General features: G+C 60.4%; 15 protein-coding genes. 9 read left to right on the forward strand and 6 right to left on the reverse strand.

Annotated elements, in window-relative coordinates; translation table 11 throughout:
• Positions 1–68: 68 nt before the first annotated feature.
• Positions 69–722: a sulfotransferase family protein gene (locus GJ672_RS00735; RefSeq protein WP_195759518.1), complete on the forward strand. Its 654-nt coding sequence runs from the start codon at positions 69–71 to the stop codon at positions 720–722.
• 87 nt (positions 723–809) lie between these two features.
• Here the strand turns inward: GJ672_RS00735 and GJ672_RS00740 are convergent, their stop codons facing one another.
• Positions 810–1,622: a sulfotransferase family protein gene (locus GJ672_RS00740; protein ID WP_154295417.1), complete on the reverse strand. Its 813-nt coding sequence runs from the start codon at positions 1,620–1,622 to the stop codon at positions 810–812.
• 91 nt (positions 1,623–1,713) lie between these two features.
• Positions 1,714–2,388: a sulfotransferase family protein gene (locus GJ672_RS00745; protein ID WP_229381897.1), complete on the reverse strand. Its 675-nt coding sequence runs from the start codon at positions 2,386–2,388 to the stop codon at positions 1,714–1,716.
• A 178-nt stretch (positions 2,389–2,566) separates the two neighbouring features.
• Between GJ672_RS00745 and GJ672_RS00750 the strand changes: the two genes are divergently transcribed.
• On the forward strand, positions 2,567–3,328 hold the full coding sequence (locus GJ672_RS00750; RefSeq protein ID WP_154295418.1) for a sulfotransferase family 2 domain-containing protein: 762 nt from the start codon (positions 2,567–2,569) through the stop codon (positions 3,326–3,328).
• Between the two features lie 21 nt (positions 3,329–3,349).
• Here the strand turns inward: GJ672_RS00750 and GJ672_RS00755 are convergent, their stop codons facing one another.
• Together GJ672_RS00755 and GJ672_RS00760 are read right to left on the reverse strand one after the other, a co-directional pair.
• The gene (locus GJ672_RS00755) at positions 3,350–4,429 is read right to left on the reverse strand and encodes a glycosyltransferase (RefSeq protein WP_154295419.1); all 1,080 of its coding nucleotides are present in this window, start codon (positions 4,427–4,429) and stop codon (positions 3,350–3,352) included.
• A 42-nt stretch (positions 4,430–4,471) separates the two neighbouring features.
• A complete protein-coding gene (locus tag GJ672_RS00760) occupies positions 4,472–5,767 on the reverse strand; it encodes an O-antigen ligase (protein ID WP_195759519.1) in 1,296 nt (431 codons plus the stop codon).
• Positions 5,768–6,006: 239 nt separating this feature from the next.
• Here GJ672_RS00760 and msbA point away from each other — a divergent pair, with 239 nt between their 5' ends.
• Positions 6,007–7,803, forward strand: coding sequence for a lipid A export permease/ATP-binding protein MsbA (gene msbA / locus GJ672_RS00765; RefSeq protein ID WP_154295421.1), 1,797 nt, complete (start codon positions 6,007–6,009; stop codon positions 7,801–7,803).
• A 1-nt stretch (position 7,804) separates the two neighbouring features.
• Entirely contained in the window at positions 7,805–8,935 is a 1,131-nt protein-coding gene (locus GJ672_RS00770) for a glycosyltransferase (RefSeq protein WP_229381898.1), read from the forward strand.
• Here the strand turns inward: GJ672_RS00770 and GJ672_RS00775 are convergent.
• Complete coding sequence (locus GJ672_RS00775) at positions 8,926–9,861, reverse strand: lipid A biosynthesis acyltransferase (RefSeq protein ID WP_154295423.1); 936 nt, start codon at positions 9,859–9,861, stop codon at positions 8,926–8,928. The genes GJ672_RS00770 and GJ672_RS00775 overlap by 10 nt on opposite strands.
• 95 nt (positions 9,862–9,956) lie before the next feature.
• On the opposite strand from GJ672_RS00775, the gene hldE reads away from it, so the two are divergent.
• The gene (gene hldE, locus GJ672_RS00780) at positions 9,957–11,384 is read left to right on the forward strand and encodes a bifunctional D-glycero-beta-D-manno-heptose-7-phosphate kinase/D-glycero-beta-D-manno-heptose 1-phosphate adenylyltransferase HldE (RefSeq protein ID WP_154295424.1); all 1,428 of its coding nucleotides are present in this window, start codon (positions 9,957–9,959) and stop codon (positions 11,382–11,384) included.
• Here hldE and GJ672_RS00785 read toward each other — a convergent pair.
• Entirely contained in the window at positions 11,379–12,059 is a 681-nt protein-coding gene (locus GJ672_RS00785) for a 3-deoxy-D-manno-octulosonic acid kinase (protein WP_229381899.1), read from the reverse strand. The genes hldE and GJ672_RS00785 overlap by 6 nt on opposite strands.
• A 3-nt stretch (positions 12,060–12,062) precedes the next feature.
• Between GJ672_RS00785 and GJ672_RS00790 the strand changes: the two genes are divergently transcribed.
• The 4 genes from GJ672_RS00790 to GJ672_RS00805 all read left to right on the forward strand — a co-directional run bounded on the left by GJ672_RS00790 (position 12,063) and on the right by GJ672_RS00805 (position 15,785).
• Positions 12,063–13,199: a glycosyltransferase family 9 protein gene (locus GJ672_RS00790; RefSeq protein ID WP_154296960.1), complete on the forward strand. Its 1,137-nt coding sequence runs from the start codon at positions 12,063–12,065 to the stop codon at positions 13,197–13,199.
• Entirely contained in the window at positions 13,196–14,467 is a 1,272-nt protein-coding gene (gene waaA, locus GJ672_RS00795) for a lipid IV(A) 3-deoxy-D-manno-octulosonic acid transferase (RefSeq protein WP_154295426.1), read from the forward strand. The genes GJ672_RS00790 and waaA overlap by 4 nt, the downstream gene beginning before the upstream one ends.
• Positions 14,468–14,573: 106 nt before the next feature.
• Positions 14,574–15,497 carry a branched-chain amino acid transaminase gene (locus GJ672_RS00800; protein ID WP_154295427.1) on the forward strand — a complete coding sequence of 308 codons (924 nt, stop codon included), beginning with the start codon at positions 14,574–14,576 and terminating at the stop codon, positions 15,495–15,497.
• Between the two features lie 33 nt (positions 15,498–15,530).
• Positions 15,531–15,785, forward strand: coding sequence for a zinc-finger domain-containing protein (locus GJ672_RS00805; RefSeq protein WP_154295428.1), 255 nt, complete (start codon positions 15,531–15,533; stop codon positions 15,783–15,785).
• Positions 15,786–15,789 lie beyond the last annotated feature (4 nt).

Genomic DNA, 15,789 nt, shown 5'->3' on the forward strand with positions numbered 1-15,789 from the left:
GTGCACTGCGGAGAGCGAACCGCCCGATTTATTCTTCCGCTAACATACCGACTATAGATTCGCGAATAATGGTTAGTCATAAACACCAATATTTGTTCGTTCGGGTGCCTAAGTGTGCAAATACCACCATACTGAATACACTTTGGATATTGGAGGACGATACGTTGCCTGAAGAGGCGGAGAAGATGAGCCCTGAGTCGCGTCAATCCTTGATGCGTAAGCAGGACATGAAGAAAATATTCACCACTCCGTCCCGGCTTAAGAAGCAAGAAGTTGATATTGTTTTTGGGAATTATACGAAAGCTATTTTTGTCCGAAACCCTTTTAACCGGCTTGCGTCCGCCTACCTGTACTCTATTAAAGACAAAGAAAAATCCTATCGGTATGGGCTCACGCCAAATACGAGCTTTGCGGGTTTCTGTGACTATTTAAACGATGGTGGGCTCTATGCCGATATTCACTGGATTCCACAAAGCGATATTTGTCCCTTGGAGCCGCAACAGATGGATTTTATCGGCTATTTTGAAACGTTGTCGATTGATATAAGAAGATTGACTAGTCAATTGTATAATCGCTCGGTGAAGATGGCGATACGTCAGCATCATAAAACCAGCGCAGATTGTTATGTGGAAGAGCTTTATACAAATCGAGAGAGAAGGTTAGTCGCTGAAACGCTATACCCCAATGATTTTTGTTTTGGTTACTCCCCGGAAGTGTTCTAAGTTGGAGCATCCAGATCGATGATTGATGACGAGTTATGACTAGAGCGGGTAGGCCAGCAGCCGCCCCCGGCGCAAATCTGGTTATTGTCAGATGCCGATGTCTGAGTCTGGGTCGCGGGAATATCCGAAGCTCTCAAAGTCGCTAGCATAAAGGTTGGCGACGCGGTTCAGAAGGTCTTCGTCGTAATAGGCTTCAACGAGCTTGCTACTGCTAGTGATCTTGCGTTGGTCAGTTTTTTCGGCTTTGTGTGGCTTTGAGAAATCCATTGAGGCTGGAATTGAGAGCCCAGCTCCTTTGTACACTTGAGGAAGCTCGCTGGCCAGCCTTTCTACGTGAACTATAAAGTCGAAATACTCAGGCGGTATCGCCAATAAGTCTATCTGAGGCCACCAGTGGCGGTTTTTATACAGTCCAGCGTTTTCGAGAAAGTTAACGAATTCCCGAAAGCCTTGAGCGGAGTCGTCAGCGTAGCCGGGGGTTCCTCGGTAGGAATTGTTTTCTTCCATCGCCCTAATGGCGACCTTTTGCCTGAATGCAGAAAGAACCCGCGTGTAGGGGTTACGGACTACAGTGTATTTGATACTTTGGCGGAGTTTCGCGAGTTCCCGTACTCCTAATTCCCTGAAATCTTTCCCTAGGGCGCGCGCTTCGTTTTTGGCCTTTCGATATCTCGGAAAGGTTAAAGTAGAGATTCCAATGTTATGTCTTATGACCTCGAGGTTATACATGAGGATAGAGGAGTTTGCGGCCTTTTTTATCCTGTTATATACCAGATTGTGTTCTGGGTAAATCAAAAGATGTTTGCTGGTATCACGATTAATTGGTAGAGATGTTGAGAAAGCTGCCATTCGCACCCGGAGGGATTCCTTTTGTCGGTGTATTTTCTTCGCTATCTTCAATCGCCTCACCTCGCCAAATTTTAAAAGTTTCACCCTGCAGACGGTTTGGAAACTTCAGGGGCCGAATTCCTACTTGATCAAGTGGCCATCCTCATTGGGAAAAGTCAGGGTCGCGGCGATAGCCGAACGCCAGGAAATCCTCCCGATAGAGGTTATAGACGGTTTCAATGGCTGTTGTATCGTAATAATGAGCGAAGTCTTCTTCCGATCGAGTTCGGTGTATGTCCCAACTTTGAACCCCCTCGCTCAATGGGCGGTTGAAGATCTTTTGCACCAGGTGCTCGAGATCAGTATCGATTCTTTCCAGGCGGCCGATAAAGTCCAGCTTGCCTCGGTTCTGCGGCAGTAGGGCGACCTGTGGGCACCAGTGAGGGCCATTGAACAGTGTGGGACCCTTCAGTTGGTCCAGAAATTCATGGAACTTAAGCTGTCCATTGCCGGTGCACCCGTACTTCAGGTTTTTAGCGGCCTTCTTGCCTCTGGCGACCTTGTCGAGGTAAGCAGAGAGAACCCGTCGGTAGGGGTTGCGAACGAAGGTGAACAAATAGTGGGTCCGCAATGCACGCCGAGCCGAAATGTAGCCGATTTCACGGGGGTGCGGGTAAGGAACGGACCGGTCCAACCGAGCTAGAAACGTCTGACGTACACCTTCATCCAAACTTCTGTCATAGTACACCAAGGTGCGGCAGACCGTAGAGTGCCCCGCTTTCGGGACTCGGAAAAAGACAAACCGGTTGTTCTCTGATACGAGAATCCGGCTGTTCACGCGCCATCGCCTGACGCGACCATCGAGGGAGCGGAGCAAAGGGTTACTCAGTTCATCCATCCACCTCGATAGGTGCATAAAAACGCTCCAGCAATCTAAGCGAACACGCATCATATAACTAAGACGAATCTCAGAAAAGACACCGAGCAGAACGCGGTTATCAGGAAGGCCGGGGCATATGATCATCAGTCATCAGAACCAGTTCATATTTATCCATTGCCGTAAAGTGGCGGGTAGTTCCATGAAGGTCTGTCTGGCCCCCTACCTCAGCCCAGAGGATTTGATGCTGGGGAGCTTGCAGGAGGTCTGGAGCGGCGAGTGGTTCACGGAGCCGAGAATACTGCGGGAGGCTCTCAGCCGCGACGGTGTTCGTGAGCTTGCTAGCGGCGCTCTCCGAGGTCGTAGCTGGCGGGACTCCCTGAACAAGGCCGTGAAACGCCGTCACAAGCGCAGGTATGGTCTGTCTTCATCGGGGCATCCGCCCGCGAAAGAGGTGAAGTCAGCCTTTCCAACGGAGTGGGAAAGGTATTTCAAGTTCTGTTTCGTACGCAACCCATTCGAACGGGCAGTTTCTGATTATTTATATCTGTGCCGTAATTCTTCGGATTCGATTTCATTCTCCAGCTTTCTGCTTAGGCTCGAGAAAATCGGTGAAGATCACCATGGCCGTTCAAAATATGACAACTGGCCGATGTACACCATTGATAATCAAGTTGCTGTGGATTTTATTGGCCGGTACGAAAATATTGCCGATGACTTTGAAAATGTCGGGCAGCGCATTGGATTGCCAGGGTTAGCATTAACGGCGTCCGAGAAGCGCCGCGATTATCCAGTTCCCTGGCATAGATACTATGAACGCGGTGACCGGGAGCGAGTGGAGCGAATCTACCATCACGAGATAGAGGCGTTTGGCTACCAATTTCAGCCTGACTGTGCGTGAGGGCAGCAATGGTGGGTCGGGCTACTGAACAGCCAAGCCCATCACCTTGAGGTAGCGTCTCGCAACCTCGTCACTTCGGAAGCGAAGCAATCCCTCGCGCAGCAGTTCGGGACTGGGGGGGGCCTCCAGGGTTTGAGCCATGGCACGCGCCATAGCGCCGCAATTGCCAACGGGTACCAGTGGGCCGATCCGGCCACGCATCAAGATTTCGTCCGGGCCTGAGGGGCAATTGGTGGAAACAGCTGGCGTGCCGGTAGCAAGTGCTTCTATCAATACGTTGCCGAGTCCTTCATACCGGGAAGACAGAGCAAATAGCGAAGCTCGAGCCAGATAGGGAATGGGGTCCGGGATATATCCAGGCAGCGAGACGTCTTCCCCTACGCCAAGCGCCTCTGCCTCTTGCAGCAGCGACTGATGCAACGGGCCGTCACCAAGAATCATCAAACGGGCAGCGCGTTCTTGGCGAAGCTGTGCGAACGCTGAGATTAGGGTTGCGAAGTCCTTTTGCGTGGTGAGCCGCCCAGCTCCCATAATGACTGGGGGGCCATCACCCTGCAGCCATGGGTGGGAAACCGGTTGGCTCGCCCGCTCCGGTATGCAGGGCGTAACGGTGGGGTTGTAAATGACTTCAATCTTGTCGGCGGGGACGCTCATATAGGAAACAAGGTCGTCGCGTACTCCCTCGGACAAGGCGATTAGACGATTGGCATAAGGATAGAGAGCTCGAGCAGACAATCGTTTGAAGCGGCGTCTGAGAGTCTGGCTGGGAGTATTGGTCATTTTGACATAGACCGGAATATCGAGTCGCCCGAACGTGCTGGCCAGGATAGCGGCTTTTGCGGAATGGTCTTTCGCCGTCAGCAATGCGGCGGGAGGGTCGGTTTTTAGATGCCGAATGAGCTTTGTGATGCTACTTAGCTTGCCGCCGCTATTGAGATCCGTGACCCTGACATCGGCGGGGAATTCGTCGGGATAGGGGATGACCCCTCCCCGCGGAAGCAAGAGCTCTGGCTGCACGCCGAGCGCTAAAAACTCCCTGCAAAGGATCAATAGCTTACGCTCTATGCCCCCCCAGCGCTTGCATGGCGCCAGTATCGCCACCCGTGTGTTACTCACTGCGCCACCCCCTGACTGATCATTCGGTTACTCGCTGGCTTGAACCAGTCGCTGGAAATGGCTGGCGCAAATTGGCCCCAAGAATACTGCGATTACGTGGGAGGATTGAAACCGTGTGATCTGATGTGTTCCCAGCATCCAGACGAGCATCAGGACTGCGAACCCTATGCCTGTCAGTGCGAGCATGGATGAAAGCGCTTTGTTTCGCCCATTTCCTGCGATCATCCTGAAAGCTTCGAACATCAGACAAGCCACAAACGCCATGATGAGTAGCCAGCCTGTCAAGCCTAGGCGCGCCAAAATCTCAACATGAGCGTCGTGGAAGTGTCCCGAACGTCCCTCCAGCAGCGGCGGTATCGGGCGTTTATCCATCAGGTAATAGGGCTCTGCGGGCCCCCACCCAGCGAGAGGCCGGTCGACCCAGAGCTGGATCGCGAAGACTTTGTAGGCGACGCGAGCACCGACATTCCGGTCTTCAAGCTCCCACGCATCGGCAAGGCTTTGCATTTGCAGGGTTTGTTGCATGCCTTCCCCGGCTGAGGTCAATCGGCGTTCCAGCTCTCCCCAGCCTGCGACGATCACCCCGGCGACGAGCATCACTAAGGCCAGCATCCCAATAAGTGCCTGCGGCTTGAATAACCGGTCCCGGTAAATCCAGGCAGCCGCCAGCACAACAACGAACGTGGCAGGAAGGACGGCAAACCAGGCTGTTCGGGTCTTCGTGGCAAACAAAGCTATCAGCAGAACGGTGATGATCATCACCCATAGAAAGAACCGCAGGTATTTCGCACCGGAGCGGGTCGCTGACCCATTATTTGAGAGCCCGCTGACGAGTGCCGGGGCAAACCCCAGGGCGAGAATCAGGGCGGCCCCAATCAAAAACCCTGATCTCGAGTGTCCCATCCCAAATATGTAACGACTGGACCCTTGTAGCGCCGCAGTCAGTTCATTCCAGGACCATGCTGGCAGGACTTCGAAGGCCAGGACGCCGAGTACCAGCGCAACGATGGCGCCGGTGGCATGGCGGGCCCAATTACCGGTTGCCAGTAACACCAGACCGAAAATAATGGTGGGCAGTACGATGGTTCTTGCCCAGCTGCTGGTGCCGTCCAGATGCGCAATGGTCAGCTCGGGCTGTTCGAGAAATGCAGCGATGACGCCCCGCCCGAGCACGTAGAGCACATAAGCAACGCCGATCCATAATAAAACCGAGCCGGACATCAGGTGACGATGCCGGAAGCCGATTATTACCGCCACGATCAGCATTGCCAGTTGGGAAAGCTGACCGAGAGCGATGCTCTGCGGTGGGATGAATGCAAACAAGTAAAGGCAGCCGAGGGCCCAGTAGCGGAGCGAGCCACGTGGCACCTCTCGCACTGACCCGGCCAGGCCGGCGGTTGATCTGCTCATTGGGATTGTCCGTTCATGACGCTTTTACCGGAGTATGAGGCCATTAGCAGGATAGCCGCTTGGTAGAGCGTGGTCACGCAGGTTGGGCGGAGCTCAGTATTCAGAAACAGAAATCGCTTTTGCCGTAAGGTTGAGTGTTACCCTTCCGGCCCATGGAAACAGCCAATCAAACCAGGGTCGACGTCGAGTCTGCCGGCGGTCGGGCAATCACGGCAGCTGGTTCGCTGCTGATATACCGACGCATTCTTGCGTATGTCGTGCCCTACTGGCGGCTCGCCGTTCTCGCCGTCATTGCGATGATTCTTGCTGCCGCCGGTCAGGCGGCCTTCGCGTGGATCGTGCAGCCCCTCGTCGATGGGACTTTCATTGAGCAGGATCCTCAGGCGCAGTTCTGGGTGCCGGCAGCGCTGGTCGGCATCTTCCTGTTCCACGGATTGACGATGTTCGCCTCGGATTACACCGTGGCATGGGTGGGGCGGAACGTCGTCGCTGACATGCGTCAGGACGTCTTTGAGAAGTATCTGGTCCTACCGGCCAGTTATTTCGACAAGGGCTCGCTCGGGTTTTTGAAGGCGAAGCTCACTTATAATGTTAATCAAGTTGCGGCAGCGGCATCCAAGGCGGTTGTCACGCTGGTTCGAGACGCTTTTACCATCCTCTTTCTGATTGGATACATGATTTTCCTCGCCGGCTGGTTGGCATTGGTGTTTTTTACACTGGCGCCACTGATCGGCGGCATTATCCTCTGGGCTAACAAGCGCTTTCGCAAGATCGCGAGGCGCATGCAGAACGCTGTCGGCGGACTGGGTCAGGTAGCCGAGGATACCCTTCGTGGGCACACTGAGGTCAAAGTGTTCGGTGCGGCCCGCTATGAGGCGGAACGGTTCCGTCGTGTCAATGAACGACACAAGAAGCAGATGCTTCGCTACACAATGGTCAAGGCGATGAGCCAGCCGCTGGTGCAATTTATTGCTGTCCTTGCCCTGGCAACCGTTCTGTTCCTCGCGACCACGGAGGTGGTGATGGAGGCGGTCAGCCCGGGAGGAATCCTATCCTTTATTACCGCGACCGCCCTGATGATGGCGCCGCTGAAACGCATCGTGAAGGTGAACTCCGAGATCCAGAAGGCCATTGCGGCCGGCGAGAGCCTATTCGAGACGCTGGATCTGGAGCCCGAGCGCGATGAGGGCGCCATACCCCTGCAGCGAGCCGATGCCCATGTGGTCTTCGATCATGTTTTTTTTCATTACGAGTCAAGTCCGTCGGACGTCCTGAAGGACATCAGTTTTGAGGTGCGTCCTGGTGAGACGGTTGCCTTGGTCGGACGCTCGGGAGGCGGTAAATCCACCATCGCCGCCCTGTTGCCACGTTTCTATGAACCCACCGACGGCCGTATTCTGCTGGATGATCGACCTATCCAGGATTATCCCTTGAAAGATCTGAGAGCCCAGATTGCGGTAGTCACCCAGCACGTTGTGCTGTTCAATGACACCATCGCCAATAACATTGCCTATGGCATGGCAAGCAAACCTCCTTTGGATCAGCTTGAGGAGGCCGCGGAGTCTGCCAACGCGCTGGACTTCATCAGGGCATTGCCGGAGGGCTTTGGCACCTACGTCGGAGAAAACGGTGTCATGCTCTCCGGGGGGCAGCGGCAGCGCATTGCTATCGCCCGCGCCCTGATTAAGGACGCCCCGATCCTCATCCTCGACGAAGCCACCTCGGCGCTGGATTCCGAATCCGAGCAAGTGATCCATGAGGCGTTGGAGCGACTCATGCGTTCCCGCACGACTTTGGTGATCGCTCACCGCCTCTCGACCATTGAAGATGCCGACCGGATACTGGTGCTGGATGGCGGGCGGATCGTCGAGTCCGGAGACCACGAGCACCTGCTGGCTCAGAATGGGCGTTATGCCGCCCTGCATGGCCGCCAGTTCCAGGAAGCCTGAGGTGCAAACCCACCGCCGCCCCGTGACCCTGCTCTTCGCTACCTCGGGGCACAGTGGCGTGGATCGGGTGGTCGCCAACCTGCTGCCCGAGTTACTTGATTTCGGATTGTCCCTGGAGCTGCTGACCATTGGTGGCCACGGCCCGGTGGTTGAGACCCCGCCGGCGGATGGCCTCACCGTTCATCGATTGCCGGTGAGCACCAAAAAGCTGGTTCTTTTCCCCCTGATCAAATACCTGCGTCAGCGTCGTCCGCAGGCCCTTCTTACCGCCAATCATCCGCTGAACCGCGCCGCACTGCTGGCGCGGCGGGTTTCCGGCTGTCCGGTGCGACTGTCGATTCGCATGGGGATGTCCCTGTCGGCCCAGCAGGCGGCGCTGGGGTCGCGCCGGGCAATCAGGCTGTATCGGTCGATGCGCCGCTGGTACCCGGGGGCAGACGCCGTGATTGCGCCTTCTCAGGGTGTGGGGGAGGACCTGGTCCGCATTGCGGGTGTCGACCCGCAGCGACTGCATGTGATTCGCAATCCGATCATCAATCAAGCTTTCCATGTCGCTTCCAATACGCCCCTGGAACATCCCTGGTTCTCGCCGGGTGGTGTGCCGGTGATCGTCGCTGCAGGCTCGCTGGAGCCAAGGAAGGATTTTTCGACTTTGCTGCGGGCTTTTTCGGCACTCAGGCAGGATTTGGAGTGCAAACTCGTCTTACTGGGCGAGGGGAAGGAACGGGAAGAACTGCAGGCGCTGGCCACGGAGCTCGGCATTTCCTCGGATGTGGATTTTGTCGGTCATGTCGAAAACCCCTACCCGTACATGAAGCAGGCTGCCGTGTTCGCATTGAGCTCCCGGCGGGAGGGCGCCTCGGCAGTCATTGTTGAGGCATTGGCCTGCGGCACGCCGGTGGTATCCACGGACTGTCCCAGCGGTCCGGGCGAAATCCTCGCGCCTCTGGGTGATCGGGCTCTGGTGGCCGTGGGCGACCATGAAGCACTGGCCAATGCCCTGGGGAGCATGTTGGAAAAGCCGCCCGGCGCCGAGCGTTTGATCGCGCTTACCCGGGAGCATGAGGCTTCTCTGGCGGCGCGCCGCTACCTCAATGCGATGCTTGGTGACGAGGGCCCCGCTCAGCGGTAGAGGCTGGCTTTGCGATCTTCCCGCCGCTTGAACCGCCGATGCATCCAGAGATACTGCTCCGGGTAGCGTCTCACCGCATCTTCAACGATCTCGTTCATGCGCTTCGCGTCCTCGAACTCGTCCCCTGAAGAAAAGCCGTCCAGGGCGGGTTGGAATTCGATGAGGTAGCCGCCATCGGGTTCGCGGAAGAAGAACATGGGGACGACAGCGGCCCGGCCCATTCGGGCCATGCGGCTGAGGGCCGTGATCGTGGCGGCCGGCACGCCGAAAAACGGCGCGAAAACGCTGTGCTTGCGGCCGTAGTCCTGATCCCCGGCGTACCAGATGGGGACCCCGTCCCGGATGCTGCGCAACAGGGCCCGGGTTTCGTCCTTGGAGGTGGCGCCGGTGAGGTTGCGTTGCCGAGCCATGAGCATTGCCCGGTTCAGAACCGGCTTTTTGCGCATGGGCTTGTACATCGCGTTAATGGCGATACGTTCCGGGAGCAGTCGCCCTATCAGCTCCAGGCACATGAAGTGCCCGGACATCAGGATCAACCGCTTATTCTGCTCAAAGGCAGCGCGCAGATGCCGCTCTCCGCGCACCGTGACCGGGATACGGGTGACCTGTGCCCCGCCAAACCAGCCCAGCGCGGTCTCCACCACCGCACAGCCCGACGCCCGAAAGTTGTCCCGCGCCAGCTGCTCCCGCTCCGTTGCGGACTTCTCCGGGAAGCACAGCTCCAGGTTGCGCTGGACGATCCCGCGCCGTTCCCGGGCGAAGTAATAGGCGGCTCCGCCCAATGCGCTGCCCAGCCGCAGGCCTGCGCGATAGGGCAGGCAAGCCAGTAGCCAGAGCGCGGCAACCGTCAGGCTTTGGCCCCAGTTGTACGGGTGTGCCGGATGGGCCGGGTAGTGTTGGCGTTTCTTGCGCTTGCGTTTCGCCACTCGGGCTCCGATTCAATGCGAAGAGGTGCGAGGATCGCCCAGCAAGGCGCCCGCTTCTGTAAACTGCTGACATGTTCCACTGCCGGAACCTGGGGATGCAACTCACATTACCGGATTTCTCTCAGGCCCGCGTGCTGGTTGCCGGGGACCTGATGCTGGACCGCTACTGGTACGGCCAGACCGGCCGCATTTCGCCCGAGGCGCCGGTGCCCGTGGTGCATGTGAGCGGTACCGAGGAGCGTCCCGGCGGGGCGGCCAACGTGGCGCTGAACGTGGCCGCGCTGCAGGGCCGGGCGGAAGTGGTGGGGCTTACCGGGGATGATGCCGCGGCGGATACCCTGCAGCATTCGCTGCTCAACCATGGCGTCGCCTGCCGGCTGCATCGGGTCGTTGGCCACCCGACGATTTGCAAGCTGCGGGTGCTCAGCCGCCGCCAGCAGCTGCTGCGCATGGACTTTGAGGAACCGTTTGCCGGCGCGGACCGCGCGGCGCTGCTTGACCCGTTTGGTGATGCCCTCGCTGATGCTTCGGTGGTGATCCTCTCGGACTATGCCAAGGGAGCCCTCTCCGAAACCCCGGCGATGATTGCTGCGGCCCGGGCGGCCGGCTGCACGGTGCTGGTGGACCCCAAGGGTACGGACTTCTCCCGATACGCCGGCGCCGATGTGGTGACGCCGAACCGGGCGGAGTTTGAGGCGGTGGCGGGCCCCTGTGCCGATCCCGAAATCCTCGAGGCCCGGGCGCGCGATGTGTTGCGCCACCATGACCTGGGGGCGCTGCTGATCACCCGCGGCGAGCACGGCATGAGCCTGATCCCCGCCGATGGCGATGCCGTCCACCTGCCCGCCCACGCCCGGGAGGTTTATGACGTCACCGGCGCCGGGGACACGGTGATCGCTGTGCTTGGTGCAGCCCTGGCAGCGGGGGCGGAGCTGGCCGTGGCAACGGCTCTGGCCAATGTCGCCGCCGGGCGAGTGGTGGCCAAGGTGGGCACGGCCACCGTCACCCGGGCGGAACTGCGCCATGCCCTGCACGGACTGCGGGAAGCGGATCAGGGGCCGGTCACCGATGAGCGCCTGCAGGCGTTGATCGAGGACGCCCGGGCCCGCGGCGAGCGCATCGTGTTCACCAATGGCTGCTTCGATCTGCTCCACGCCGGGCACGTCGCCTACCTGCAGCAGGCGCGGGAGATGGGCGACCGGCTGATCGTTGCGGTCAACGATGATGACTCCGTCGCCCGTCTGAAGGGCCCGCAACGTCCGGTGACGCCGCTACAGCAGCGCATGGAGGTGCTCACCGCCCTGGCAGCCGTGGATTATGTGGTGCCCTTCTGCGAGGACACCCCCGAGCGGTTGATCCGACAGGTGGTGCCGGACGTGCTGGTCAAGGGCGGTGATTATGACGCTGACCGCATTGTCGGCGCCGAGGTGGTGCAGGCCCACGGGGGGCAGGTGGTGGTGCTGGATTTTGTTGACGGGGTCTCTACCACCGGCATTGTCGACCGGATTCGTGGGAGGTCATGAGTTGGTGTATCCCGCCATGAGGGCGTCCCAGCTCTTTTGAGCCGCGGCATTCAGGGCCGGATCTTTCCCTAGCGATCGGCGCAGCCGATCCAGGTTGTGCTGTTGCCAATGGGTTGCCGGGGCTCTCAGCCGGCCGCGGTCCCAGTCGATAATCCACGGGTTATTGCTGCGATCGAGCAGAATGTTGCGCACGTTGAGATCCGCGTGGCAAGCGCCCGCGTCATGGCACCGGCGGATGACGGCGCCAACCCGCTGCCAGGCCTCGTCGGACACCGTCCGGTTGCGCAGGCGGTCATCAAGCGGTTCGGTGTCCGCAATGGCGGCGGTGATGAGGTCTGCGCGATACACCGCCCCCCGTCGCCGTACCCGGGCGGCCACCGGCGCGGGCACCGGCAGCCCCTGTCCATGCAGTCGCGACAGCAGACGATACTCCCGGAACGCCCGGGTTTGCTCGCACCCCGTCCAGCAATAGACATCCCGGGAAAAACGCGCGACGATGCCCCCGCGCCAGTAGTGGCGCAGCACCAGGGGTTGGCGAGGCCAGTTGATGAACCAGGCACTGCGGCGGCCCGCGCTGGTGCCGACGATCAGGCCTTTGGTGGCGAGGGCTTCGGGGTCGAAGAGCCACAGGGGCAGGGGATCCACGACCCCGGGATCGTGAATGGAATGATCCAAGCCATGGTGTTGCACAACCTGGTGGTTCATAACCGGCCGGTACCCTTTGCTGAACCCCCTGAGCGGCTGTGCCTTTTCCGTCTTTCTGCGATTGGCGACTGCTGCCACCTGGTGGCGGTGGTCCGCACTTTGCAGGCGGCCTGGCCCGACACCCGGCTGACCTGGATCATCGGTCGCACCGAAGCGGCACTGCTCGGAGATCTCGAGGGGGTGGAGTGTATCACCTTCGATAAGCGCGCCGGCCGCGGGGCGCTGCGCCGGCAGCTGTCGGGCCGCGCGTTTGATGGTCTGTTGCTGATGCAGGTGGCGCTGCGGGCCGGGTGGGCGTCCACCGCCGTTCGGGCACCCTTGCGGCTCGGCTTCGACCGGGGCCGCAGCAAGGACTTTCATGGCCTGTTCGTGAACCGCCGGGTGGCGCCCCACCCCCGGGCTCACGTGATGGACGGTTTTTTCGGTTTCATCGAGGCGCTGGGTGTCCGGGAGCGTCAGCTGCGTTGGGATATTCCGGTGCCTGCCGAGGCCCGCGAGTACGCCGAGTCACTAGTCCCTGACGATCAACCCACCCTGTTGATCAGTCCCTGCAGCAGCCAGCGGTTCAACAACTTCCGCAACTGGCCCGCGGAGCGCTATGCCATCGTGGCCCGGGAGGCCGTGCGTCGCCATGGCATGCGAGTCATTCTGACCGGCGGGCCCAGCGACGAAGAACGCGCCTACGCCGAAGCCATCAAGGCCGGCGCGGGTGTGCCCGTCATGGACTGCATCGGTCGGACCTCGCTTAAGGAACTCTTCGCCATCCTCCAGCGGGCCACTGTGCTGATTTCGCCGGATTCCGGGCCCGTGCATATGGCTGTGGCCGCCGGCACGCCGGTCATCGGGCTTTACGCCACCTCCAATCCCCATCGCAGTGGTCCCTATCTGGGGCGTGAATGGGTGGTGAATCGCTATCCCGAGGCGGTTCGCGCCGCCTTTGGCTGCGGGGTTGAGGCACTTCCCTGGGGGCGCCGGGTGCGGCAGCCGGACGCCATGGAGCGAATTGAAACCGACGCGGTGCTGGAGCGCCTGGACGCACTGCTGAAGACGCCGGTGGCGGATCGGCTGGCGGTACCGCCAGCCTCGACGGCGGAGCCGCGGCTGCCGTGATCAAACCCCTCTACAGCGCGGCCACGTATCTGGCGACGCCCGCCCTGCTGGGCTACCTGGCCTGGCGCAGCCGGCGGGAACCGGCCTATCGTCAGTACATCGGCGAGCGCTTCGGCCTGCGCGGGCCCAGTGCGCCCCGGGACGCGCTGTGGATTCACGCGGCCTCGGTGGGAGAGGTTCAGGCGATGAGTGCTCTGGTGCGGGCCTGCCAGCAGCGATACCCGGAGCGGCCCATCGTGATCAGCACCATGACGCCCAGCGGCGCGGATCACGTCCGGCGGCTGTTTGGTACCGGGGTCAGTGCCGCTTTGCTGCCCTTCGATCAGCCGCATGCCATGCGCCATTTTGTGCGTCAGCTCTCTCCGCGGTTGGCGGTCATCATGGAAATGGAGTGGTGGCCGAATCTGTTCGGCTGTCTCCGGGCGGACGCCGTGCCCGTGGTGATGGCCAACGCGCGGCTGTCCGAGCGCAGTGCCCGACGCTATCGGCGTCTGCCCGGCCTGATGCGGGAGATGCTGGGCACGCCCCGGGTGATTTCGGCGCAGACCCGCGCCGATGCCGATCGGTTGATTCGTCTGGGAGCCCCCGGGGACCGGGTGGTGGTGGATGGCAACCTCAAGTTCGATGCCTCTGGCTCAATGGATCGGGAATCCGCCCGGGGCCTGCGCCATGACATCGGATCGGCGCGACCGGTGTGGATTGCCGCCAGCACCCGGGGCAACGAGGAGCCGGCGGTACTGGATGCCTTTCGCATGATCCAGAAGGACCATCCGGACCTGTTGCTGCTTCTGGCCCCCCGGCACGCGGACCGCTTCGATGAAGTCGAGCATCTGTGCCAGGCGCGGGGGTTGCGTCTGGCCCGTCGCAGTCGGGATTCAGCCGGTATGGCCGATGCGGAAGTGCTACTGGCGGACACCCTGGGGGAGCTGCCCTGGCTCTATGGGGCGGCTGATGTGGCCTTCGTCGGCGGCAGTCTGGTGCCCCTGGGCGGTCAGAACATGCTGGAGCCGGCGGCCTGGGGGCTGCCGGTGGTGTTGGGGCCGCATACCTTCAACTTCACTGAGGTGGTGAAGCAGCTTACGGCGGCAGGAGCGGCTGAGTCGGTCAGTAACGCGGCGGAGCTGGCCCGGACGGTGAGTCGGCTGTTGAGCGACCCGCAAGAGCGGGCCAATGGCGGTGGGCGGGCTCAATCGCTGGTGGCCCGCCACGCGGGTGCGGGCGAGCGTTTGCTAAGTCGTCTCGGCCCGCTGCTCCGGGGGGATCGGTAACCCCCTGAGCCCCGTCATGAAGCCCTTCCGTCAGTGTCCCCGACGGCCATTTCGTGGTTCAATAGTGGGATTATCGGGCTGGCGGATGAGTTGAGGGGAGCCGCGCATGAGCATGGCCGATCAGGACGGTTACATCTGGATGGATGGCGAGATGGTGCCCTGGCGCGATGCTCAGGTGCACGTGCTCACCCACACCCTGCATTACGGCATGGGGGTCTTCGAGGGTATCCGGGCCTACAACACCGAGCGGGGGCCGGCGATCTTTCGACTGCCGGAGCATGTCCGTCGGCTGTTCGATTCCGCCAAGATCCTCGGCATGACCCTGCCATGGAGCCAGGACGAGGTGATCGAGGCCTGCCGGGCCGCGGTCCGCGAGAACGGCCTCGCCAGTGGTTACATCCGTCCCATGGCGTTCTATGGCGCCGAAAGCATGGGTCTGCGGGCGGACAACCTCCAGACGCATCTGATCGTGGCCGCCTGGAGCTGGGGTTCCTACATGGGTGAGGAGAACATGGAGCGGGGCATTCGAGTGCGCACCTCGTCCTTCACCCGTCATCACGTGAACATCGCCATGTGCCGGGCCAAGGCCAACGGCCAGTACATCAACTCCATGATGGCGCTGCAGGAGGCGGTGGCCTGCGGCTACGACGAGGCGCTGCTGCTGGATCCGGAAGGATTCGTGGCGGAGGGCTCCGGCGAGAACTTCTTTCTGATTCGGGATGGCGTGATTCACACCCCCGAACTCCACAGCGCGCTGGCCGGCGTGACCCGGGACGCCATCATGACCCTGGCCCGGGAGGCCGGATATGAAGTGCGGGAGCGGCGCATTACCCGCGACGAGGTGTACGTTTGTGACGAGGCCTTTTTCACCGGCACCGCCGCCGAGGTGACCCCAATCCGTGAGCTGGACGGTCGGGTGATCGGTGAGGGCCGGCGCGGCCCCATTACCACTGATATCCAGAGTCAGTTCTTTGCCCTGGTGGAGGGCCGTACCAATGCGCATCATGAGTGGCTCACCACGGTCAGCTAACCGCAGCGAACCCGCTCAGGCAAGGAGGTAAGCGTGCCGGATCCACAGACCCACGATCGCCCTGATCTGATTAAGCCAAACAGTGAGAATCGCTACGAGGTGACCGCCGAGGACCTGCCGTTGTCCTGCCCCATGCCGGGCATGTACCTGTGGAACAGTCACCCCAAGGTCTATATCCCGGTGCACAAAACCGGTGAGGGCAAGTGCCCCTACTGTGGCGCTGAGTACTTCATCCGCGATTTCGATCCCGACGACCCGGCCATTGCCGAGCACCATCGTCGGGACTGAACCC

The sequence above is a fragment of the Spiribacter sp. 2438 genome (genome assembly GCF_009676705.1).
Taxonomy (GTDB): Bacteria; Pseudomonadota; Gammaproteobacteria; order Nitrococcales; family Nitrococcaceae; genus Spiribacter.

Excerpts from the sequence above, each read along its gene's own strand:
- GJ672_RS00790 (WP_154296960.1), top strand. The coding sequence starts at position 12,063 with ATGGTGTTGCACAACCTGGTGGTTCATAACCGGCCGGTACCCTTTGCT.
- msbA (WP_154295421.1), top strand. The coding sequence starts at position 6,007 with ATGGAAACAGCCAATCAAACCAGGGTCGACGTCGAGTCTGCCGGCGGT.
- GJ672_RS00735 (WP_195759518.1), top strand. The coding sequence starts at position 69 with ATGGTTAGTCATAAACACCAATATTTGTTCGTTCGGGTGCCTAAGTGT.
- hldE (WP_154295424.1), top strand. The coding sequence starts at position 9,957 with ATGCAACTCACATTACCGGATTTCTCTCAGGCCCGCGTGCTGGTTGCC.
- GJ672_RS00750 (WP_154295418.1), top strand. The coding sequence starts at position 2,567 with ATGATCATCAGTCATCAGAACCAGTTCATATTTATCCATTGCCGTAAA.
- GJ672_RS00800 (WP_154295427.1), top strand. The coding sequence starts at position 14,574 with ATGAGCATGGCCGATCAGGACGGTTACATCTGGATGGATGGCGAGATG.